The organism is Flagellimonas maritima, assembly GCF_003269425.1.
Taxonomy (GTDB): domain Bacteria; phylum Bacteroidota; class Bacteroidia; order Flavobacteriales; family Flavobacteriaceae; genus Flagellimonas; species Flagellimonas maritima.
On record NZ_CP030104.1, the window covers coordinates 153,704 to 175,008 of the forward strand.

The 21,305-nt window shown below is 36.4% G+C and carries 21 protein-coding genes; 12 read left to right on the forward strand and 9 right to left on the reverse strand.

The features are described from left to right. Positions 1–12 precede the first annotated feature (12 nt). Together HME9304_RS00705 and HME9304_RS00710 are read left to right on the forward strand one after the other, a co-directional pair. On the forward strand, positions 13–2,049 hold the full coding sequence (locus HME9304_RS00705; protein WP_112376762.1) for a S9 family peptidase: 2,037 nt from the start codon (positions 13–15) through the stop codon (positions 2,047–2,049). Between the two features lie 176 nt (positions 2,050–2,225). After that, on the forward strand, positions 2,226–2,837 hold the full coding sequence (locus tag HME9304_RS00710) for an FMN-binding negative transcriptional regulator (RefSeq protein ID WP_112376763.1): 612 nt from the start codon (positions 2,226–2,228) through the stop codon (positions 2,835–2,837). A 6-nt stretch (positions 2,838–2,843) separates the two neighbouring features. Here HME9304_RS00710 and HME9304_RS00715 read toward each other — a convergent pair whose 3' ends face one another. Then, complete coding sequence (locus HME9304_RS00715; RefSeq protein WP_112376764.1) at positions 2,844–4,619, reverse strand: PorP/SprF family type IX secretion system membrane protein; 1,776 nt, start codon at positions 4,617–4,619, stop codon at positions 2,844–2,846. Positions 4,620–4,927: 308 nt separating this feature from the next. Here HME9304_RS00715 and HME9304_RS00720 point away from each other — a divergent pair, with 308 nt between their 5' ends. Continuing rightward, positions 4,928–5,398 carry a GNAT family N-acetyltransferase gene (locus HME9304_RS00720; protein WP_112376765.1) on the forward strand — a complete coding sequence of 157 codons (471 nt, stop codon included), beginning with the start codon at positions 4,928–4,930 and terminating at the stop codon, positions 5,396–5,398. A gap of 6 nt (positions 5,399–5,404) precedes the next feature. On the opposite strand, the gene HME9304_RS00725 is transcribed toward HME9304_RS00720, so the two are convergent. Both HME9304_RS00725 and HME9304_RS00730 read right to left on the reverse strand, forming a co-directional pair. Then, positions 5,405–7,567, reverse strand: coding sequence for a TonB-dependent receptor (locus HME9304_RS00725; RefSeq protein ID WP_112376766.1), 2,163 nt, complete (start codon positions 7,565–7,567; stop codon positions 5,405–5,407). Positions 7,568–8,240: 673 nt separating this feature from the next. Beyond that, positions 8,241–8,720, reverse strand: a complete 480-nt coding sequence (locus HME9304_RS00730) for a Dps family protein (RefSeq protein ID WP_112376767.1) — start codon at positions 8,718–8,720, stop codon at positions 8,241–8,243. A gap of 110 nt (positions 8,721–8,830) precedes the next feature. Here HME9304_RS00730 and HME9304_RS00735 point away from each other — a divergent pair, with 110 nt between their 5' ends. Next, complete coding sequence (locus HME9304_RS00735) at positions 8,831–9,772, forward strand: hydrogen peroxide-inducible genes activator (RefSeq protein ID WP_112376768.1); 942 nt, start codon at positions 8,831–8,833, stop codon at positions 9,770–9,772. A 59-nt stretch (positions 9,773–9,831) separates the two neighbouring features. Here the strand turns inward: HME9304_RS00735 and HME9304_RS17125 are convergent, their stop codons facing one another. Beyond that, on the reverse strand, positions 9,832–10,029 hold the full coding sequence (locus tag HME9304_RS17125) for a hypothetical protein (RefSeq protein WP_112376769.1): 198 nt from the start codon (positions 10,027–10,029) through the stop codon (positions 9,832–9,834). 142 nt (positions 10,030–10,171) lie between these two features. Here HME9304_RS17125 and HME9304_RS00745 point away from each other — a divergent pair, with 142 nt between their 5' ends. Beyond that, positions 10,172–11,440: a D-alanyl-D-alanine carboxypeptidase/D-alanyl-D-alanine-endopeptidase gene (locus HME9304_RS00745; RefSeq protein ID WP_112376770.1), complete on the forward strand. Its 1,269-nt coding sequence runs from the start codon at positions 10,172–10,174 to the stop codon at positions 11,438–11,440. On the opposite strand, the gene nudK is transcribed toward HME9304_RS00745, so the two are convergent. The 5 genes from nudK to HME9304_RS00770 form a co-directional block, all read right to left on the reverse strand. Beyond that, positions 11,437–12,039, reverse strand: a complete 603-nt coding sequence (gene nudK / locus HME9304_RS00750; RefSeq protein WP_112376771.1) for a GDP-mannose pyrophosphatase NudK — start codon at positions 12,037–12,039, stop codon at positions 11,437–11,439. The two genes, HME9304_RS00745 and nudK, sit on opposite strands and share 4 nt — an antisense overlap. Before the next feature lie 9 nt (positions 12,040–12,048). Next, the gene (locus HME9304_RS00755; protein WP_112376772.1) at positions 12,049–12,702 is read right to left on the reverse strand and encodes a DUF2461 domain-containing protein; all 654 of its coding nucleotides are present in this window, start codon (positions 12,700–12,702) and stop codon (positions 12,049–12,051) included. A 283-nt stretch (positions 12,703–12,985) separates the two neighbouring features. After that, positions 12,986–13,783, reverse strand: coding sequence for a TIGR00266 family protein (locus tag HME9304_RS00760; RefSeq protein WP_112376773.1), 798 nt, complete (start codon positions 13,781–13,783; stop codon positions 12,986–12,988). A 151-nt stretch (positions 13,784–13,934) separates the two neighbouring features. Continuing rightward, entirely contained in the window at positions 13,935–14,264 is a 330-nt protein-coding gene (locus tag HME9304_RS00765; protein WP_112376774.1) for a YegP family protein, read from the reverse strand. Positions 14,265–14,337: 73 nt separating this feature from the next. After that, positions 14,338–14,793, reverse strand: a complete 456-nt coding sequence (locus tag HME9304_RS00770) for a DUF4442 domain-containing protein (RefSeq protein ID WP_112379682.1) — start codon at positions 14,791–14,793, stop codon at positions 14,338–14,340. A gap of 167 nt (positions 14,794–14,960) precedes the next feature. Between HME9304_RS00770 and HME9304_RS00775 the strand changes: the two genes are divergently transcribed. The 7 genes from HME9304_RS00775 (at position 14,961) to HME9304_RS00805 (ending at position 21,300) form a co-directional block, all read left to right on the forward strand. Then, the gene (locus HME9304_RS00775) at positions 14,961–15,443 is read left to right on the forward strand and encodes a DUF4870 domain-containing protein (RefSeq protein WP_112376775.1); all 483 of its coding nucleotides are present in this window, start codon (positions 14,961–14,963) and stop codon (positions 15,441–15,443) included. Then, positions 15,444–15,953, forward strand: coding sequence for a DUF4440 domain-containing protein (locus tag HME9304_RS00780; RefSeq protein WP_112376776.1), 510 nt, complete (start codon positions 15,444–15,446; stop codon positions 15,951–15,953). 194 nt (positions 15,954–16,147) lie between these two features. Further along, positions 16,148–16,480 carry a PadR family transcriptional regulator gene (locus tag HME9304_RS00785; protein ID WP_112376777.1) on the forward strand — a complete coding sequence of 111 codons (333 nt, stop codon included), beginning with the start codon at positions 16,148–16,150 and terminating at the stop codon, positions 16,478–16,480. Between the two features lie 7 nt (positions 16,481–16,487). Further along, positions 16,488–18,233 (forward strand): PspC domain-containing protein, encoded by a 1,746-nt coding sequence (locus HME9304_RS00790; RefSeq protein WP_112376778.1) that lies wholly within the window; start codon positions 16,488–16,490, stop codon positions 18,231–18,233. A 156-nt stretch (positions 18,234–18,389) separates the two neighbouring features. Continuing rightward, positions 18,390–19,112 carry a head GIN domain-containing protein gene (locus tag HME9304_RS00795; protein WP_112376779.1) on the forward strand — a complete coding sequence of 241 codons (723 nt, stop codon included), beginning with the start codon at positions 18,390–18,392 and terminating at the stop codon, positions 19,110–19,112. Positions 19,113–19,243: 131 nt separating this feature from the next. Next, a complete protein-coding gene (locus HME9304_RS00800; RefSeq protein WP_112376780.1) occupies positions 19,244–20,254 on the forward strand; it encodes a dipeptide epimerase in 1,011 nt (336 codons plus the stop codon). After that, positions 20,254–21,300 (forward strand): aminotransferase class I/II-fold pyridoxal phosphate-dependent enzyme, encoded by a 1,047-nt coding sequence (locus tag HME9304_RS00805; RefSeq protein ID WP_112376781.1) that lies wholly within the window; start codon positions 20,254–20,256, stop codon positions 21,298–21,300. Before HME9304_RS00800 ends, HME9304_RS00805 begins: the two co-directional genes overlap by 1 nt. Positions 21,301–21,305: the final 5 nt, after the last annotated feature.

The following is a 21,305-nucleotide window of genomic DNA, read 5'->3' on the forward strand; positions in this document are numbered from 1 at the left end:
AAAACCTTCTAAATGCCTTTTACCTTGAAGACTATCCTAAAACTCATTTTTGTATTCCTCTTTTTCAGCCATTTTACCTTTGGCCAAGTAAAATCAAACTTGGAGCTAATTGACATTTTTAACATGGAATATGTTTCCAATCCACAGATTTCACCTGATGGAAACAAAATCATTTATGTCCGCAATTTTAAGGATGTAATGACCGATAAAAATCTTTCCAATCTTTGGATAATAAATTTTGATGGTTCCAACAACCGTCCGTTGACAACGGGAAATCAAAATGATTTTTACCCAAGATGGTCTCATGACGGAAAAAAAATCATCTTTAAATCCAATATGTCGGATGGTAAGATGAAATTATACCTCATGTGGATGGATACAAAAGAAGCTGTTCCATTGACCAATACTCCAAAAGCTCCAGGTCAGATTTCTTGGTCACACGACGACCGTTTTCTTGCATTTACCATGTTTGTGCCAAAAAGCGAGGAGTCCATAGTAAAAATGCCAAAGAAACCAGAAGGAGCCAAGTGGAACAAACCACCTACTTACATTACAAAACTAAATTATCGCGGTGATGGACAGGGCTACATAAAAGGGGGAAATACACAAATTTTCACTTTATCTATTGATGGGGGAACCCCAAGGCAATGGACATCCACTGATTTTGATCACGGTGCACCGATATGGTCAAAAGATGGTTCACAATTGTTTTTTTCCGCAAATTTCAACACTGAGGATGCACTAGAGCCATTGAACAGCGAAATCTATAAATTATCGTTATCTGATGGCAACGTGACCGCACTTACCAGTCGGTATGGCCCTGATACCAATCCCAAAATATCTCCAGATGGAACAAAGTTGGCCTATATTGGTTTTGACGATACTTATCAGGGATATCAATTGACACATGCTTACATCCTCGATATAAAAAGTGGAAAATCAAGTTTGATTTCAGAAGATTTTGACCGCGATGTACAGCATATAAATTGGGGAGCCAGTGGAAAAGGACTCTATTTTCAGTTTGATGACGAGGGCGATACCAAAATAGGTTACATGAACCTTAATGGTGAAGTGGATAAAAAAGTAGAAAGCCTAGGAGGTCTTTCCCTGGGGCGGCCTTACAATGCCGCATCATATTCAGTTTCGGAGAATGGCAGATTTGCCTATACTCTGGGCAGCACACAACATCCCGCTGATCTAGGGGTTCATGACAAAAATGGGAGTAAGCGACTTACTTTTTTAAATGACGACCTTTTCTCTTTTAGAAACTTGGGAAAAGTAGAGGAGCTATGGTGGGACTCTTCTTTTGATCAACGTAAAATTCAGGGTTGGGTAGTGACACCTCCCAACTTTGATGCTACCAAAAAATATCCAATGATACTGGAAATACATGGCGGGCCATTTGCAAGCTATGGTTCTGTATATTCCGCAGAGATTCAGGCTTTTGCAGCCGCAGGTTATGTGGTGCTGTATACAAATCCTAGAGGAAGTACAAGTTACGGGGAAGAGTTTGGGAATTTGATACATCACGATTATCCAAACCATGATTATGATGATTTAATGTCTGGCGTGGATGCGGTAATCAATAAAGGTTTTGTAGATAAGAATAAGCTTTTTGTAACCGGTGGAAGTGGTGGTGGTGTACTTACTGCTTGGATTGTTGGCAAAACAGACCGCTTTAAAGCTGCTGTTGTAGCAAAACCTGTTATAAATTGGTATAGTTTTGTCCTTTATGCAGATGGAGCGAGTTTTTTCTCTAAATATTGGTTTGGGAAAAAACCATGGGAAGATCCAGAGAGTTATATAAAGCGTTCTCCCCTTTCATATGTAGGCAACGTAAAAACACCTACCATGCTCCTTACGGGAGAGGAAGATTTTAGAACGCCAATCGCAGAATCTGAACAGTTCTATGCTGCGTTAAAGCTTGAGAACGTAGAGACCGCAATGGTCCGTATTCCTGGAGCTTCGCACGGCATAGCCAATAAGCCCAGTAATTTAATTGCTAAAATTGCCAGTATATTGGCCTGGTTCGAAAAATATAAGGATTAGATTCGTATCAAAAGTTTTGGTTTTTTTGGTTCTATGTAAGCATGTCCACATCCAAATTGTTCGTTCATAAAACTGTTAATTGTCCATTGTCCATTGTCCATTGTTCATTGTCCATTGTTAATTGACCATTGTTCATTGTTCATTGTTCATTGTTCATTGTTATTTAGAAAACATTTATGCATATCCCACATTATTATAAAAATGAAAATCTAGAAGAAATCAAGGGTTTTTTAGTCGAGAATAGTTTTGGCCTTTTGATAAATCAAGTTGACGGAAAGCCATGGGCAACACATATTCCTTTGGAATTGGATAAAGACGAACATGGAAAAGAAATTCTTGTTGGACATATTGCAAAAGCAAATCCACAGGCGAAATCTTTCGGAAACACTGAAAATGTACTGTGTGTCTTCAATGGTCCCCATGCCTATATTTCATCATCATGGTATCAGGAAGAAGAAGTGCCTACCTGGAATTACATAGCTGTACATATATATGGATCATTAAAAGTATTAAGCGATGATGCCACTATGGAATCGCTCCATAAATTGGTCAACAAATATGAAAAAAACTCTAAAAATCCCATTAATCTAAGCGAGATGTCCCCGAAGACCTTGAGACAAGTTAAGGGTGTTATTGGTTTTAAAATTGAAATTACCGAAATTCAGGCTGCCTACAAACTTTCTCAAAACCGTAAACAAGATTATCCTAAAATAACTTCAGAATTAATGGAACAGGAAAATATTGGCAGTAAGGCCATCGCAAAGAAAATGAATTATCTCAAACTTTGATTTCAATTATTCATTGTCCAAATACTTGGTATCGGCCCAATTTGAATAACGGGGATTATCCACATGCATGATCCATAATTCATCAGTATATTCTCCTTTCATTTTAGAACGATAGGCTTCATAAGCAAGTTCATTCTTGTCATACTTTGCCAAGTATACGTAGTTAAGTCCATTATCAGGGTTCTTAAAATATTTGGCTTCAAGACCTTCTGATTTTAGTTTGGCCATAAAGCTTTTAAGATAGTTTACGTTCTTGAACACATTTGCTACTATATAATGGCCCTTGCCCACCCCTTCCAAACTGATAAATTTTTCAATGGGTTTGAACGCACCTCCAGTAAAGGTGCCTTTCTCTGTTTCAGCCTTCTTCTTTTTAGTTTTTGAATTGTTCGCCAAAACGGTGACATTATTTAATTCCTTATCCAAAGAATCTAGATCAGCGTTCTTGGCCAGATAAAGTTTTTGGGCATTTTTTTCAATATCAGGTCGTTCGTTTTCTGTATGGCGTTTCACCATTCGCATTACCATTTCAAAACGTTTTTCAAGATCACGTTGCCTATGTTGTTCCAATGAGTCCATTTTAAAAATCAGTTCATTAATCACTGCATAATTATCATCTTGTTGAGCCTTAAGTTGTTCGACCTGTTCTTCCCAAAACGCTAAATCCTCTTTATTGGTTGGGCGCAGTGTTGTCTGTGCATCCAACTTGCTTTCTTTCTCTTTTTTACCCTTTTTATCTTCTTTAATATCGGCAACAAAAGTACCTTCAATCGGTTCTTTTGTAGACCCTTCATTGGAAGCTAGGGCATTTTTGGACGTTGAAGGAACAAATGAGAATGCAATGGATACTTCATGGGTTACCCCAAGATTTGTTAGATTATCATTTATGTTCTTTTCAAAATTATATCCAAATGAAAGTCTTCTGTTAAGATTAAATCCAGTACCTGCAGATACTCCGTAAAACTGGTCATACCCACCTTGCAACCATCCCAATTTAGGGAGATCAAGAATAAGGCCTCCACCAAAAACAGGGTCTTCACTAGCTTCAAATCTTGCCCTGGCCAATGGCATTAATCTGCCATCTTCTAAAATACCTGCTGCATTTTCAAATTCATGGGCAAATTGTATATGTCCGGAAAACGTCTTTTCATTGAATTCAGTAAGTGATTTTCCGGAGTTAATATTGTAATCAACCAAGTTTTGTGCAAATACACCAAAATCAAACTTTCCCAGTGTTAAATTAAGACCTGGTTGAAAAGAAATAATCGAGTTTTGGGAAGCATTGTTTAAAACTGGATCTTCTTCCAATGTAACTGCTCTATCAGCATCAAAACTACTTACATAATAAGGGATATTTACTCCAAAACTAAGGTTGCTTTTTTGCCCCAATTGAATTCCGTGGGAATAATTGGCCATTACACCCAAATTGGAAATTACGCCTTCTTGTTGATTATAAAGGCTTAATCCCAATCCTACGCGATCGTTAAGGCGACCACTATAACTTAAAAAGTAATTCTGACTATTATCATTAAAATCGGCTCCTTGGCTTCTATGGAAAAGGTTCACATAAGATTTATCTTCTCGAACTGCAGAAAATGTTGGATTAATCAGAAACCTGTTAAACTTTAATAAGTTCTGAAAGGGCACATCATAATTTACATAAGGATTGCTGTCCTGCGCATTTACTTTGCAACAGAACATAATTGGCAAAAGCAATAACAGAGCGAGTTTAGAACATAGCTGTATTATGCTTTTGAAAAATGGGCGTAATTTTATGTCCATAACAACATATTTTTCGTAGGTTAATCAACCTGATAGGTACAGGTTCATTTGATTTGTTTGGTCTCATTAGCAAGATTTGGGATACTTGTAAGAGTTTTATTATTAAATATAAAACAATATTAATTATATTATCGATAAAAAACCAATTTTATCGATGAAATGAACTAATAATCTATTGAAAATCAATTTTTAATACATTAATATAATTTTATAACGTAAAAAAATCATTCTTCATTGCATACGCTTTTACCAATTTTATTCGTCTACCTATACTTTTGTAAATAATTTATCAATATTATAACAACTATATGCGTGAAACTCCTGAAATAATTCCTTATTCCAACATATATAAAGACTCTTTCAAAGCTTTGAACGAAGAATGGATAACCAAGTATTTTGTAATGGAAGAAATGGATATCATATCGCTCAATAATCCAAAAGAATATATTTTAGATAAAGGTGGATATATTGCAGTTGCCCTACTTAAAAAAGAACCCGTGGGTGTTTGCGCATTATTGAAAAGTAATCGTAAAGGTTTTGATTTTGAACTGGCCAAAATGGGAGTATCCCGAAAAGCACAGGGAAAGGGCATTGGAAAATTATTGGCAATCCATATTATTGAGAAAGCTAAATCTTTGGGAGCCAAAAAAATATATCTTGAAAGCAATAGCGTATTGATACCAGCAATAAGATTATATGAAAAATTAGGCTTCACGTCAATCTCGGGAGCTAGTTCTCCATATGAACGCAGTGACATTCAAATGGAACTGGTTTTATAAATAAGCTTATAAGTTATCTAGTTGATTGCTTTTCTTATCGGTGCTAATTGTCCAAAAGAACCCTACAAAAAAGAAAGAATCGGCAGCGGGTCTAATAGCACGTCTTTCGAATATGCCATCCATATTTGGCGTATTCGCGTATTGATAGTTGTTGATATTATTGAACCCCAGCATGTTATTGACCGAAAAGTAAAGAATTTTTTGTTGGTCTATCAAATAGGCCCAATTGAAGTTCAAACTATGGAAAGACTTGGTTTTTTCAGCCAAAAAGTTGTTTGTGTTAGGGTTATTGTAGGGTCTGCCAGAACCATATATGTATGAAAATCCCAATTGTGACCGTAAGTCCTCTACCCAATATTTTGTAACGACCGAAAGATTATGTTCCGGCGCAAAATTTGGTGTGGCACGTTCCCTAAAATTTCTATAGTCCCTTTCGGTATTTAGATAGGAATATGAAATCCAATAGTCAAGATTCTCAATGCTGTTATTGTCCCTCCAGAAAACATCCAACCCTGCAGCATATCCATCACCTGAGTTACTAAAAGTGGAGTTGAATTCCGGTAATTGCGTATCGTACTTTACCAAATTATCATAGCTCTTGTAATAAGCCTCCGCCCTAAAGGTTTTGCCATCATTTAAAAATTGATAGTTTAAAAGATAATGTGCCGTTTTTTCGGAACCTAAAGATTGCCCAAATTTGGCAACCTCTGTCATAGGATTTTGATGGAATTCCCCATAAGCCAGGGAAAACTGTCCTTTTTCACCCGGCTTGTACGCCAACGAAAGTCTTGGTGATACTGTAAAATCATTAATCAAGGAACTGTTCTCTGACCTAAGACCCATTTTCATGGCAAATCTATTGCTCAAAAAAACATCGGTCTCAACAAAACCTGCCCACAATTGGTCTTTAAATCCAACAGTAAAGTTTATATCATTTGGCTGAGAAAACGTCTCATTGTAATCGACTAGAAAAAGTTCTGTGCCAAAATTGAGATTAAACCGACTACTGAATCTTTTTTTCACCTTAAACTTTATATGGGAAGCAGTTTCATCATTGTCTATGGTATTTTCCTGTAAACCAATCGCGTTACCATCCCAGGATAATGAAGCACCTGTAACAATACTCCAGTTACTTTCAAAGAAATATTTATAAGAGGAATTAAAATAAAGGTTGTTGTTCTTTAAGCGAAATCTTACCAAATCCTCAAAATTTATGTCTTCTTGGTCAATATCCAAGTCAGTAAAAGTAAATCCTGTATATAATTTGAACATACTTTTTGTGCCTTTACTTCTAAAAACTGCTTCTCCAGAAATAGATTCAAAGGGACTGTTCCATTGTATTCCTTGTGTGGAAGGCATCAATGCTTCATATGGAGAAAGGTTGATATAAGAAGTGTTTATACTCAAAGACTGGTCGCCCCATATTTCCGTATGACCTAAGCCTCCACCAACGGACATGATAGATATCTCGGTTTTTTCCTGATCTGGTGCATCAATTGTGTTCAACAACAACACGCTGGAGAGTGCTTGTCCGTATTCTGCAGAATATCCCCCAGTGCTAAACGTAGTTCCCTTGAACAAAAATGGCGAAAACCGTCCTCGTGTTGGAATGTTGTTTGCCGTTGCATTAAAAAATTGAAAGACACGCAGACCATCTATAAAGACTTGTGTTTCACCAGCTTCTCCCCCACGCACAAAAAGTCTACCATCTTCATTGACTGTAGTGGTACCGGGTAAAGTCTGCAAGGCACTGCTGATATCTGCCAGAGCACCTGCTGTTGTAACTATATCCAATGGTTTTAGTACAGAAACTTTGGAATTATCACCAGCTTCGAATGTACCAGCAGTTAAGGTAACCCCAGTAAGGGCATTTACCGATTCTAAAAGAGTTATTTGAATATTATTAAAATAAGAAATATCACCAGCTTCATAATGAGCATCATAAGACAACATGGAAACCACAAGGGTCTGGGTTCCAGTCTCTGTAGTTTCAAAATTGAAACCACCGTGCTCATTGGTTGATGCACCGTCATAAGTACCCTCTAAATACACATTGGCACCAATGATGGGATTGTTCTTGGTATCTGTTACGATTCCTGAAATAGTTGATTGTGAAAATGTAAAAATACTATTGACGAGAATTATTAAAAAAAGAATCGGTCTTTTCATGGTAATGATTATTTGATGGCCCAAAAATGCCTTCAAACTATTTTGTAAACCAATTGACCAGACTCAACTGTGAAATTTTAACGATGAATTGAATTCTGCTTTTTCATATTCAATTCAGTTCTGAAAATGTACATATTTAGTTCTGCATTAGAAACCATTGTAACAACTATTGTAGCTGTTCATTAACAATGCTGCAAGTAAAAAGGGAAATTCATACCTGTTCTGTACATTCAAGATAGTCTTATAAATGGGCAGTGCATTAGAAACCAGATTAGCGCAATTGAGGATGGTAGCCATCCTTCTCATTTAAAAATTTTCCAACCAGAACTAATGCAATCCTTGTTATGCGCAATATCAATGGGAACAATAGAATGAATTACGATTCTGAAAAAGGTCCTTTAATCATACGGAATATTAAGAATAGAAATGTTGGCCCTCCAAATTTCAACGATGTTAATTTGTTTTGGAAGGTATGATCTGGAATTTAAAATTACGTTTAAAGGTAAATCAATAATAAAAGCGGCTGTCTAATAGATTCGTACCAGTTCACATTAAGCTTGTTAAAATGTTTTGACCAACTGACAATTAAAATATATCTAGAAAAGCTTAATTTGACAAATCCAATAGCCATCGTCTTTTTAGACAGCCTATTTTAATACTTAGCCCGTTTTTATCAAATTCCTTCGGCCAACCACGCCTTCATCATCCATACCGTTTTTTCCTGTTCGGTAATAAAGTCACTCATCATCGAATTTGTTCCTTCATCTTTTGCCTCATCTGAAGTGTCTAGAATCCTACGTTCTATAATCAATAATTCTTTAAGGGAATCCACTATCAATCGTATTGCATCCTCATCTTTGGAAACATTTTTCCCTACCGGTACCTTTGCGTTTGAGGAGTAGTCCTGAAATGTATGGTAAGGAACTCCTCCTAAAGTCAAAATTCTCTCTGCGACTTCATCTACCTTTAGGTTTGCATCTACGTACAGCTCTTCAAACTTTTCATGAAGGTCAAAAAAACGTTTTCCTTTTATATTCCAGTGAATACCTCTCAAATTTTGGTAGTATTGTTGAAAATTAGCTAATAATTGGTTCAAATCATTGCTTAAAGATTGAGATGTTTCTTCATTTAATCCTATAGCGTTTAGTTTCATTTTATTGTGATTTTAATTATATGTTCTATAAAATTATTGAATTAAAATATATTGACTCCATAGTTTTTACTAATAGTTTTTATAGCTTTATAATATAATATTATCAGTTAATGACTATAACTCAATTACAATATGTTTTGGCGGTAGCGGAGTATAGAAATTTCACTCTGGCCGCTGAAAAGAGCTTTGTAACACAGCCTACATTGAGCATGCAAGTGCAAAAACTTGAAGATGAACTTGATATTCTAATTTTTGACCGTGGAAAAAAACCTATTTCCATAACGGAGGTTGGGAAAAAAATAGTGGCTCAAGCCAAGAATATTGTTGCCGAAGCTGACCGCATCAAAGACATTGTGGATCAGGACAAAGGGTTTATTGGCGGAGATTATACCATAGGAATAATTCCAACGGTAATGCCCACGCTATTGCCCATGTTCTTGAACACCTTTATTAAAAAATACCCAAAGGTTAATCTTATCATCAAGGAACAACCTACGGATACTTTAATCCGCAATATATTGGATGGTCATTTGGATGCTGGAATTGCGGCAACCCCTTTGGAAATAGAATTTATAAAGGAGCGACCACTCTATTACGAGCCCTTTGTCGGTTACGTGCCTAAAAATCACCGCTTATCATCGCAAGATTTATTGACTACAGCTCACTTGGATGTCAACGATATTCTTTTGTTACAGGATGGGCACTGTTTTAGGGATGGGGTCATCAATCTTTGCAAATCTCCTAAAAATCCACAAAATGAACAATTTAAAATTGAGAGCGGTAGTTTTGAAACCTTGGTCAGTCTTGCAGATGAAGGAATGGGAATGACCTTGCTCCCCTATCTGAATACTTTGGCCTTGGATGAAGCCAAAAAGCATCATTTAAGAAATTTTAAAAATCCATCACCAGCTCGTGAGATAAGCCTTATCTATCATAAAAGTGAACTCAAAATACAAATTACAGAGGCGTTAAAGGAAGTGATTTCAGGAATCGTAAGAGGAGCAATAGCTTTTCAAGATGTGAAGATTATAAGTCCCTTGGGAAAGAACTGAACCATATATTGAAGTGAATAATCTATTCTAAAAAGAAAGAGCCGCTCAAGCGGCTCTTATTATATTTTTATTAATATTAAAGTAGATTGTAATTCTGGTTTGTCAGAAATAAATGACCGTAACCAGATTTTGAGTTCTTCGATTTCACTAGGTAATAATCGTGAAACAGCTTTTTTCAATTCTTTAGCGAACAGTTTAGTATCAAAACTGACTTTTTGAAGTACAGTTTTGGTGTAATCTAACATAGCTCTAGCCATATTTATAATTATGTTTAATTAATTAGTTAGCAATCACAACTTTAACAACTATAAAGTTAAACAAAAATCTGTAAAGGATATTGCCTGACCATTGTTAAAAATTCAGTAAATTCATGTTAAACTAGATTATTAAAATCTTTTTATGAGAAAATCGGCATTTTTGCTTTTTAGTGTTATATCGCTGTTAAGTTGTTCCAGTACTAAAAAAACCATACAAAAAGAAACAAAAGCTGTCCTTTTAAATCCTTTTTTTGAAAATCAATTTACAGGTTTCCTAGTAATTGATGCCGAAAAAAAAGATACTATATATAGTAAAAATCCTACCAAATATTTCACTCCTGCAAGTAACACCAAAATCTTTACATTATTTACGGCTCTTACCATGTTACCGGATAGCATTCCAGCCTTAAAATATATAGTTCGCGGAGACACTTTATATATGGAAGGGACAGGCGACCCAACTTTTTTGCATCCTGATTTCTCAAGTCAGAAAACATTGGATTTTTTAAAAACATTTAAGCATATCTCATTTTATCCAAATAATTTTTATGATGAAAAATATGGTCCCGGATGGTCTTGGGGCGATTATTCTTATTCTTATCAACCAGAAAGAACGGCATTTCCAATACACGGTAACACCGTCTCTATCTATAAGGAAGATTCCCTAAATATATCACCAAAATTTTTTCGAAATGGAGTGGTTGAAATTGAATTCCCCAAAAATAGGGAGAAGAACAAAAATCTTTTTTATTTTAATCCTATTCGAAAAGATACGCTTCAGATACCATTTATTGCGGATAGCACACTTATAAAAGAGCTATTGGGAAATGTACTGGACAAAAAAGTACAAATAGTCCAGAAAATGCCCTTAGGTGAAAAATCCGTTTTTTATAGTATTCCAAAAGATACCGTACTCAAAAAAATGATGCAGGAAAGCGACAACTTTTTAGCAGAACAATTGCTAGTTCTTGCATCTTCAACGATTTCGGATTCTTTGAATATCAATTCAGTGCAGGACTATATTTTAGAAAATCATCTGTCAAGTCTTGAACAACCTCCCCGATGGGTGGATGGTTCTGGATTATCAAGGTACAACCTATTCACTCCAAAATCCATTGTTCAAGTATTGGATAAATTGTATAGCGATTTACCAAAAGAAGAACTGTTTAATTTTTTGGCAGTCGGAGGTGTTTCCGGTACTATAGAAAATTGGTATAGGGGCAATCCAAATCCCTACGTGTTTGCAAAGACAGGAACACTGAGCAACAATCATTGCCTAAGTGGATATTTGACCACGAATTCTGGTAAAACTCTTATTTTCAGCTTTATGAACAATCATTACAGGCAGCCTACAGCTGAAATAAAAAAGCGAATGCAACGGATTTTAGAATTACTACGGGACAATTACTAAGAATGTATATTGTTTACTGAGAACAATTTATTGATTTGCGCGTACTGCAGTAACATAATTGTCTTGGCATCCCTGATTTTTCCATTTTGAACAAGTTTCAAAGCATCTTCGAAGCTCATTTCCAAAACTTCAATATTCTCTGTTTCATCTTCAGCACCGCCGCCTTCGCCTACTCTCATATTTTCAGTGTACTGTCCGATAAAGAAATGTAGTATCTCCGTAACAGAACCGGGAGACATATATGATTCAAAAACTTTTTGTACATCGGAAACCATATATCCGGTTTCTTCTTCCACTTCCATAATAATGGTTTGTTCTGCATTGCCCTTTTCCAGAATCCCCGCACAGGCTTCGATCAACATGCCATCTTCATTACCATTTAAATATGTGGGCATTCTAAATTGTCGTGTCAATATAACGGTCCCTTTATCATTATTGTACAAAAGGATTACTGCGCCGTTTCCACGATCATAGGCTTCGCGAACTTGGGTTTCCCATTCCCCATCCTCTCTTTGGTACTCAAACGTAACTTTGCGTAAAGTGTACCAATTATTGGATAGCACTTCTTTTTTGATATTCTTTACTGTTCCGTACTTCATTTGGGTATATTAGACAGTTACAGCTTTGTTCAAATACCTTCTGAACGGAAGCATCTCTTTGTAAATTTCAACTACTCCATCTTGAAAATTGTTGTTTTGCACTTCTTTTTGCGTTACTGCGCAACTTACGGCGAAACTTTTATGTCTTAATAGTTCAATATGTTTATGGGTTTGGGAAAATCCTTTTGGAGCCATTTTTAGCATATCGTCTTGCATAAGGCCACCAAACATATTTTTAAAGGATTTTTTATTGATAATTTTTTTGAAATCATCACCATTATAATCGATTGCTTCGCGAATACTACTAAGTAACTTGGAAGATGGCCTATAAAAACCTCCTGCAATAAATGATTCGCTTGTGCCCAAATGAATATAAAAATCACCAGTATTGGGGGCCTTATCCAGTCCTGCACCAAAATGGTCTTTATATACCGGTTTTTCTGGATGAAACATAAGGTTGTTGTTGATGCGGTTTATCGCCTTTTTTCCAGAGGTCGGATAATAATTTTCATCAACCTTCCCCAACTTCATATCCATTTCGTTAAGCCATTCAATGTACCAATCGCGGACTTGATGATATCGCTTTCGGTTTTCATCCATCCATTCCTTGGAATTGTTTTTTTGTAAATCCCTTAGGAAATCGTAAAGTTCATAAAAGCTCATACATTAGGCGTTAGGCGTTAGGCGTTAGGCGTTAGGCGTTAGGCGTTAGGCGTTAGGCGTTAGGCGTTAGGCGTTAGGCGTTAGGCGTTAGGCGTTAGGCAAAAATAAAAAACTATAGCATTTTAAGAGATTTAAATAAAACTCTATTTGATGTGATGTTAGTTTAGATATGAGATGTGAGATGTGAGATGTTAGAATTCTGAACTATAAAACTTTTAAGTCTGAAACTCTCCAATTTCAACCGTCAACTATCATCCATCAGCCATCATCTGTCAACCAAAAATCAAAACCTATTATCGCCACCTATGATGTCACCGAGACCACCAAGAACACTGCCCTCACCCTTATTTTTACCTCCACGTGGGATTGAAGCCAATACTCTGCCCGCCAATCTACTGAACGGCAATGATTGTATATAAACCGTACCTGGTCCTTTTAAAGTGGCGAAGAACAGACCTTCCCCGCCAAAAACGGTATTTTTTATTCCACCAACAAACTCAATATTATAATCCACAGTATGTGAAAATCCAACGATACAGCCTGTATCTACTTTCAAAACCTCTCCTGCAGCCAATTCTTTTTTGGCCATGGTACCACCTGCATGGACAAAAGCCATTCCATCGCCCTCCAATTTTTGCATAATAAAGCCTTCGCCACCAAATAGTCCGCGACCCAAGCGTTTTGAAAACTCTATGCCAACGGAAACGCCCTTGGCAGCACATAAGAAGGCATCTTTCTGACAAATGAATATTCCAGCTTTTTCAGAGAGGTCGATAGGAAGTATTTTTCCTGGATAGGGAGAAGCAAAACTTACCTTCTTTTTAGCTTGTCCCACATTTAGAAAAGCGGTCATAAAAAGGCTCTCCCCTGTTAGCAATCGTTTGCCTGCGGAAAATAATTTTCCCAGCACCCCGGATTCTTGATTGGAACCGTCTCCAAATATCGTGTCCATTTTAATATCGGTATCCATCATCATAAAGCTTCCCGCCTCGGCAACTACTGCCTCTTGTGGGTCAAGTTCAATTTCTACGTACTGCATTTCCTCACCGTAGATTTCATAGTCTATTTCGTGTGCGTTCATTTTTTTTATTTATTAATATTATCCTTATTGGTTGACCACCACAAAGTTTTGTTACACTCTTGCTTTAATTAATTTTTATACTAAATAAAATAAAAAGGTAGCTATTTTAGCTACCTTTTATTGATGTCATAAAATGAAAATTATGCCTAAATCAAGAATTATCCTCAACCTCTGCGTCAGGAGCATTTTTTTTGACGGATTCAACTCCATTTTCCATGGCACCCGTAGAAGTATACGATTCACTTTTGCCAATTACTTGACCGTTGGACGCCTTTAAATTAAAATAGTGCTGACCTGTACTTCCTGTTTTACGCTCAAAGCGCTCATCCATTTGAGAATTTTTTCTAACGGATTCTATTCCATTTTCACAAGCAGCTTTTGTAGTATAAGATTCGCTGGTCAAAATTACCTGTCCATTTCCAGCTTTGAGATTGAACATGCTTTGTCCTGATTTAGTAGCTTTAATTTCAAACTTTCCCATTTTAATTGAGTTTCATTAATTAGTATTTGGAATTGAAAATACTAAAAAATGAGATACCCATCAAATTTGAGACTCAACCTTTTAGCTTAACGGTCCATTCAAAATTAAAAGTAGAAACAACAATCCCATCTTTATTGACGCCTACGGACTCCATCCAAACGGTTTGCCCCTCTCCTGTTCTGATAGTATCTTCAACTGCTTTTGCTACAAGTTGACCATCAACACATGTAAATGTTATTTTTCCTGTCGCTTTTTTTGAAAAATTTGCTTTATTGTTCTGAACCAACATGGATATTTTTTTCCCGCTTTTTTTAATTTCATTCATCACCAATGCACCTGTACTTAGTTCTGCTGCCATCCCTTGAACAGCCCAAAACATGGAATTGAATGGGTTCTGGTTTATCCATTTATGTTTAACGGACGTAATGGATTTTTCATCGTCTATATAAGTTAGTCGCACACCGCACCACCATGCAGAAGGAAGTTTTAAAAATGTAAAAGTGTTGATTTTACTGGTATTCAAAGCCATGTTCTTCATTTAATTGTGCTAAAAGTAATTAAAATTATTACCAAATCAATATGTTAAATAAAAGTTAATATTTAGTACTTTGTTTTGCATAGTACCTTCTTTTAGATATATATTTGTATGGTAAGCTAATAGGTTATCTAATTTCTTATTAAATCAGTAATAATATAATGGCAACAACTGCAACCAAACATGAACGGAATTTATCAGCGATAATACACGCTTCAACTTTTTCAAAATATTTTATTCCATTTGGAAATTTTATTTTCCCATTGATTTTATGGACCGCAAATAAAAATGAATACAAGTTTGTGGATTATAACGGAAAGCAAGCGTTGAATTTTCAAATAAGTATGTTTTTGTATTCCGTAATTGTAAGTATTATAAGTATTCCATTTTTTATCAGCTTCTTACCCGATGTATTCGATTGGAATTTTTTTGGATTGCACCGTTTAAGTGATCTGAACAATTTGGACATTCATATCAGTAGTGATGATTTTAGACTGAACAGGTTCTTTTGGCCAGCCGGCATCTCAGGTTTAATACATGTAGCCTTGGTCATCATCAATGTAGTATATACCATTTTAGCAACTATACGAACTAACGAGGGACAGACTTTTATGTACCCATTCACCATAAAATTCATAAAATAAATGAACCCTACCAGTAAACTAATTATGATGGTATTTTTAAATATCACAATTTTTACAAATGCCCAAGTAAAAAAAGATTTGGAGCTTTACGATATTCTAAAGAAAAAAGACAGTATACTATTTGATGCAGCCTTTAATCAATGTAATACCGATCTTTTGAAAACGTTATTTACCGAAGATTTTGAATTCTACCATGATAAAGGTGGGTTTACGGAAAGTAGGGCGGATTTTCTAAATCCGATGCGGGAAAATTGTGCAAAACTTGATAAAAATCAACCTCAACCAGCAAAAAGAATATTGGATAAAGGAAGTTTGGCGGTATATCCGCTATATAAAAATGGCGAATTGTACGGTGCCATTCAAAAAGGGGTACATAGTTTTGAGTTTTTGGACAAAGAAAACGTATATCAAAAGGGAGAGATCGCAAAATTCACCCACGTTTGGATTTTGGAAGAAAACAATTGGAAAGTTAAAAGGGAATTAAGTTATGACCATCAATCACAACAATAATATAAGAATAGTACAAGGAGTTTATTCATCAATCAAAAACGAAAAATTATAATTATCAATCAAAAATGTTCTCGCTCCCTCTTCTCATCAAAGAGGGAATGGGCGAGAATACGTTGCTCAATCAAGCAATTACGAAAAAACGAACAGTTAATTAAACACCGAACCTAGTTCGGCAAAATTAGAACCATGGAGTTATGAATATAGAAAACACAAAAGCACAAATGCGCAAAGGGGTTCTGGAATATTGCATCCTCTCTATCTTGAATGATAAGGACAAATATGCATCCGAAATTCTGGGCTCTTTAAAAGATGCTAAGATGCTTGTAGTGGAAGGTACCATTTATCCTTTGCTAACCAGGTTAAAAAATGCTGGATTGCTCAATTATCGTTGGGAAGAATCCACCTCTGGACCTCCACGTAAATATTATGCGCTTACCGAAACCGGAAGATTGTTTTTAAACGAACTCAATGGCACATGGGACGAGCTAAGAAATGCAGTAAATCTGGTAACCAACACAAATCAATAATCAAAAAATGAACAAGACAGTAAACATAAATCTCGCAAACACACTCTTCCATATTGATGATGAGGCGTACAATAAACTAAGGCTTTACCTTGAATCCATTAAAAGGTCGTTTTCGGGCACACCTGGGAGCGATGAGATAATTGCGGATATTGAAGCGAGGCTCGCAGAACTCTTTTTGGAAAAGATGGAAAACGAGCGCCAGGTAATCACACAAAAAGAAGTGGACGAAGTTATTAACATCATGGGGCAGCCAGAGGACTATATGGTGGATGAGGACATCTTTGAAGATGTTCCAAAACAGGATCAAGTCCAACCTCAAACTAAACGAAAGGTCAAAAAATTATATAGGGACATTGATCAAAAGTACATTGGTGGCGTTTGTTCCGGTCTAGAGCATTATATGGGCCTTGATGCACTTTGGATAAGAATAATTTTTATACTGCTCACTGTATTTTCCGGTTTTGGGCTTGTTGCCTATATCCTATTATGGATTTTAGTTCCTGAAGCCACTACGACTGCCCAAAAGCTTGATATGCGGGGAGAGCCAGTCAACATAAGCAATATAGAGCGTAAGGTAAAAGAGGGCTTTGATGGTGTTGCGGACAGGGTTAAAAATGTAGATTACGAAAAAGTAGGCAACAAGGTCAAAAGCAGCTCTAAGACCTTTTTTGACGTTATTGGCGATATTATTATGTTCCTCTTTAAAATAGTGGGTAAGTTCATTGGCATACTTTTGATTTTGATCAGTGCCATGATGCTCATTGGATTGTTTGTAGCTTTTTTTAGTATAGGAATTTTCAATGCGGTTAATCTTCCCGGAGTCGATTTTTATGAGATTGTGAATACAACAGGTGCACCGGTTTGGATAGTATCTGTACTATTGTTCTTTTCAATCGGTATTCCGTTTTTCTTTTTGCTCTACTTGGGACTCAAGATTTTGGTGACTAATTTAAAGTCGATAGGAAACATTGCTAAATATTCTCTTTTGGGACTTTGGTTGATTTCAGTAGGAACTTTGTCCGCTCTAGGGTTGAAACAAGCAGCAGAATTCGCCAACGTTGGCAGTGTAAACATCAAGGACCAAATATTGATGGAGGTTCCCGGGGACACATTGCTGATTAAAATAAAAGATTCAACATTCGATTACGGCATGGGAAATGCCCATTTTGGCCGTATGACCTTTACGTATGATGAGAACGATAAACAAATTTTAATCTCTGATGAGGTAAACATTAAAGTGAGAAAATCCAATGATTCCTTTGTAAAACTCAATATTAGAAAGGATTCGCACGGGAACACAACTCATGCGGCACGTGAAAGGGCAAAACAAATAAATTACGATTATCAATTGACGCAAAATGAGATTGTTTTAGATGAGTACCTCACCACGGCTACATCAAACAAGGCAAGAAACCAAGAAGTTGTTTCTACAATCTATGTACCCGAAGGGGCAGTTTTAAAGTTTTCTGAATCTGTTAAGGGGCATATTGGTCGTGGAATCGACAATGACCAAGATTATTATAGAAGCGATATAGTAGATTATACTTGGATAATGGGCGGGGATGGTGAACTCAAATGTCAGAACTGTCCAGAGAAATTAGAAGCTGAAGATGATGAAGGTTCTGAAGACGGCCACATTATCATAAACGAAGATGGTATTGATATAGACCTAGAAGATCGTAATGATGAATTCAAAGTAAAGATCAATGAAGATGGCATAAAAATCAGAGCTAAAGAGAAAAATGACAATTGAGCCTAAAATTTTTACAATTGGGAAAGCTTTTGTAATTAAAAATCAATAAAACAACGAATTTCATGCTGAATTTATTTCAGTATAGCATTGAATCAAGAACCATATCAATCAATTATTAATAGACCCTGAAACCAATTCAGGATAAAAACAACAATCATGACAACACTAGCAAGAATCGCAATCGCATTATTATTCGCAATCTTTGCCTCCTCCTGTAATTTCGACATTAATTTTGGGGACGGGAAAAAAGGCAATGGAGAGGTAGTTGAAGAATCCAGAAGTATTACCGAAGATTTTACGGTGGTATCAGCTTCAGAAGGCTTGGATGTATTCGTAACACAGGACAAGGATTTTAAAATAACTGTTGAGGCCGATGAGAATATTATCGACCTAATCGGAACAGATATAAAAGATGGGAAGTTGAGAATCCACGCCATAGAAAATATAGGTAGGGCCACAAAGAAAATATATGTATCTCTGCCTGAGATTACAGCTTTGAAAAGCTCAAGTGGAGCTGATCTCATTGTTCAAAATGTAATTGAGTCCTCAAAAATAGAACTGGATGCAAGTAGTGGTTCTGACCTACAAGTTGAGCTTGTAGCTTCTGAAGTTTCTGCTGATGCCAGTAGTGGAGCGGATATAAAAGTATCTGGCAATACAGATATCTTTTATGCAGACGCCAGCAGTGGTGCAGATATAAGAGCACGTGAACTTCTGACCAAGACTTGCAATGCTGATGCCAGTAGCGGAGCGGATATATCCGTTAACGTATCAGAATCACTTGTTGCAGATGCCAGTAGCGGAGCGGATATATCCTACACTGGAGATGCAAGTGTACAGAAGAAAAAATCCGTTTCCGGGAGTGTTCACAAATATTAGGATTCCGTAATATGCCTCAATAAAATAATAAAAATAAAAAGTATAAAAAACCCTGATTTTTCATCAAGAATCAGGTTTTTTTATTCGATACCTCCATGGGTTTATCTATATTAGTATAAACCAAAATCTTCATGAAAGTCAGCTTAAAAAAGTATACGCTCCCATTAAAGCATACCTTCAGTATTTCACGAGAATCACATGATTTTCAAGATTCGTTGATCGTAGCTCTGGAGCTGCATGAAACAACGGGTTATGGAGAAGCTACCTCCAATCCATATTATTCGATTACCGTTGAAAGTATGATGAAGGAGATCAAAGCTATAAGAAAAGAGCTAGAAGCTTTTAATTTTACTACTCCTGAGGTTTTTCATCAGTTTTTGACGGGAAAGGGCTTGACAAATTTTGCAGTCTGCGCACTTGACCTTGCAGCTCACGATCTATATGGAAAACTGCAAAACAAGCCTCTTTATCAAATATGGGGCACGGACATCCAAACCTATCCAACCACCAATTATACCATAGGTATTGCGTCCATAGAGAAAATGGTTTCCAAAATGAAGGAAACCCCATGGCCTATATATAAGATTAAATTAGGTACTGATGATGATGTTGCTATCGTAAGGGAACTGCGAAAACATACTGATGCTGTTTTTAGAATAGATGCAAACTGTGCCTGGACATTTGAAGAAACCATTCACAATGCGCCTTTATTAAAAGATTTGGGTGTAGAATTTTTAGAGCAACCCCTTAAAGCAGACGATTGGAGCGGTATGGAAAAGGTGATGCACAAAAGCGTTCTTCCCATTATAGCAGATGAAAGTTGTATCGTGGAAACGGACGTTGAAAAATGTGGATTGCATTTTAACGGCATAAATATAAAACTAACAAAATGTGGAGGCCTTACCCCTGCCCTGCGTATGATTAAAAAAGCCAAGGAAATGGGACTAAAGGTAATGGTAGGTTGTATGACTGAATCTACAGTAGGGATTTCTGCAATTGCACAACTGCTACCGCAATTGGATTATGTGGATATGGACGGAGCGATGCTTCTTAAAAAAGACATAGCATCGGGTGTTGAAATTACAAAAGATGGCATTGTTCAATTTCCTAAAATAGCTGGAAGCGGCGTTACGCTTTGGTAATGATACATCATATAGACTTTTTTCCTGGCAGAACAATTACTATAAAGAACAGAGAATACCGCTACTTTGGGGGCACTTCGTATTTAGGACTTCAAACGGACAAAAACTTTCAAGATATCTTTATTGAAAATACCCGGATATTTGGTACTAATTATGGAGCTTCAAGAAAATCAAATGTTCAGATGTCCATTTTTGAAAAAGCCGAGGGCCATTTGGCCAATATTGTGGGCAGTGAAGCGTGTATAAGTTTATCTTCGGGTTATTTGGCAGGTCAATTGATTTCCCAATTTTTAAATACCAATGGCTATCACTTTTTTTATGCCCCAAATACGCATTCTGCCCTATATCACAGGGAGGTCAGTGCGTATCCTTCTTTTGAGGAGCTCAATGATTCTGTGCGAAAACATTTAAACTCAAATGAAAAATCAATCCCAGTTATTTTTCTGGATTCCATTGATTTTTCAGGACTAAATTATCCAAGTTTTATGGGCTTGCAATCGTTACCACTTGAAAAAATTATTGTTGTCGCGGATGATTCACACGGCATTGGTATTCTGGGCAAAAACGGCGGTGGCGTATACCAAATATTAAAAAAACTAGAACCCAAAGAACTTATAGTATGTTGTTCCTTAGGGAAAGGTTACGGTATACAAGGTGGGGCTATTTTTGGAACAAAGAATAGAGTTGCCGAATTAAAAAATACGATTTTTTTTGGCGGTGCAAGCCCAGCTGCTCCAGTTGGTCTGGCAACACTTGTGGGTAGCGAGAAAATTTATGAAAAAAAGAGAATTGCCTTAAAAAACAATATTGAACTTTTTTTAAATAGTTTGAAGCAAAAGAACAAATTTGAACATATGCCAAATCATCCCGCTTTTGGTTTTTCCGATGACACTTTGGCAAACTACCTTGAAGAAAACAATATCCTAATTACCAACTTTAAATACCCCAACGAGGACTCGGTATCGACAAATAGAATCATAATCAGTGCCGCTCATAAAAAAGAGGATATCCAGTATCTTGTTAGATGTTTGAATACCCTCTCTTGAAACTA

What these genes read in the sequence shown, in the direction of transcription:
- HME9304_RS00795 (WP_112376779.1), top strand. Translation starts at nt 18,390, where the DNA reads ATGACAACACTAGCAAGAATCGCAATCGCATTATTATTCGCAATCTTT.
- HME9304_RS00775 (WP_112376775.1), top strand. Translation starts at nt 14,961, where the DNA reads ATGGCAACAACTGCAACCAAACATGAACGGAATTTATCAGCGATAATA.
- HME9304_RS00805 (WP_112376781.1), top strand. Translation starts at nt 20,254, where the DNA reads ATGATACATCATATAGACTTTTTTCCTGGCAGAACAATTACTATAAAG.
- HME9304_RS17125 (WP_112376769.1), bottom strand. Translation starts at nt 10,029, where the DNA reads ATGGCTAGAGCTATGTTAGATTACACCAAAACTGTACTTCAAAAAGTC.
- HME9304_RS00735 (WP_112376768.1), top strand. Translation starts at nt 8,831, where the DNA reads ATGACTATAACTCAATTACAATATGTTTTGGCGGTAGCGGAGTATAGA.
- HME9304_RS00725 (WP_112376766.1), bottom strand. Translation starts at nt 7,567, where the DNA reads ATGAAAAGACCGATTCTTTTTTTAATAATTCTCGTCAATAGTATTTTT.
- HME9304_RS00715 (WP_112376764.1), bottom strand. Translation starts at nt 4,619, where the DNA reads ATGGACATAAAATTACGCCCATTTTTCAAAAGCATAATACAGCTATGT.
- HME9304_RS00785 (WP_112376777.1), top strand. Translation starts at nt 16,148, where the DNA reads ATGAATATAGAAAACACAAAAGCACAAATGCGCAAAGGGGTTCTGGAA.
- HME9304_RS00765 (WP_112376774.1), bottom strand. Translation starts at nt 14,264, where the DNA reads ATGGGAAAGTTTGAAATTAAAGCTACTAAATCAGGACAAAGCATGTTC.
- HME9304_RS00745 (WP_112376770.1), top strand. Translation starts at nt 10,172, where the DNA reads ATGAGAAAATCGGCATTTTTGCTTTTTAGTGTTATATCGCTGTTAAGT.
- HME9304_RS00760 (WP_112376773.1), bottom strand. Translation starts at nt 13,783, where the DNA reads ATGAACGCACACGAAATAGACTATGAAATCTACGGTGAGGAAATGCAG.
- HME9304_RS00780 (WP_112376776.1), top strand. Translation starts at nt 15,444, where the DNA reads ATGAACCCTACCAGTAAACTAATTATGATGGTATTTTTAAATATCACA.
- HME9304_RS00800 (WP_112376780.1), top strand. Translation starts at nt 19,244, where the DNA reads ATGAAAGTCAGCTTAAAAAAGTATACGCTCCCATTAAAGCATACCTTC.
- HME9304_RS00770 (WP_112379682.1), bottom strand. Translation starts at nt 14,793, where the DNA reads ATGGCTTTGAATACCAGTAAAATCAACACTTTTACATTTTTAAAACTT.
- HME9304_RS00720 (WP_112376765.1), top strand. Translation starts at nt 4,928, where the DNA reads ATGCGTGAAACTCCTGAAATAATTCCTTATTCCAACATATATAAAGAC.
- HME9304_RS00755 (WP_112376772.1), bottom strand. Translation starts at nt 12,702, where the DNA reads ATGAGCTTTTATGAACTTTACGATTTCCTAAGGGATTTACAAAAAAAC.
- HME9304_RS00710 (WP_112376763.1), top strand. Translation starts at nt 2,226, where the DNA reads ATGCATATCCCACATTATTATAAAAATGAAAATCTAGAAGAAATCAAG.
- HME9304_RS00790 (WP_112376778.1), top strand. Translation starts at nt 16,488, where the DNA reads ATGAACAAGACAGTAAACATAAATCTCGCAAACACACTCTTCCATATT.
- HME9304_RS00705 (WP_112376762.1), top strand. Translation starts at nt 13, where the DNA reads ATGCCTTTTACCTTGAAGACTATCCTAAAACTCATTTTTGTATTCCTC.
- nudK (WP_112376771.1), bottom strand. Translation starts at nt 12,039, where the DNA reads ATGAAGTACGGAACAGTAAAGAATATCAAAAAAGAAGTGCTATCCAAT.
- HME9304_RS00730 (WP_112376767.1), bottom strand. Translation starts at nt 8,720, where the DNA reads ATGAAACTAAACGCTATAGGATTAAATGAAGAAACATCTCAATCTTTA.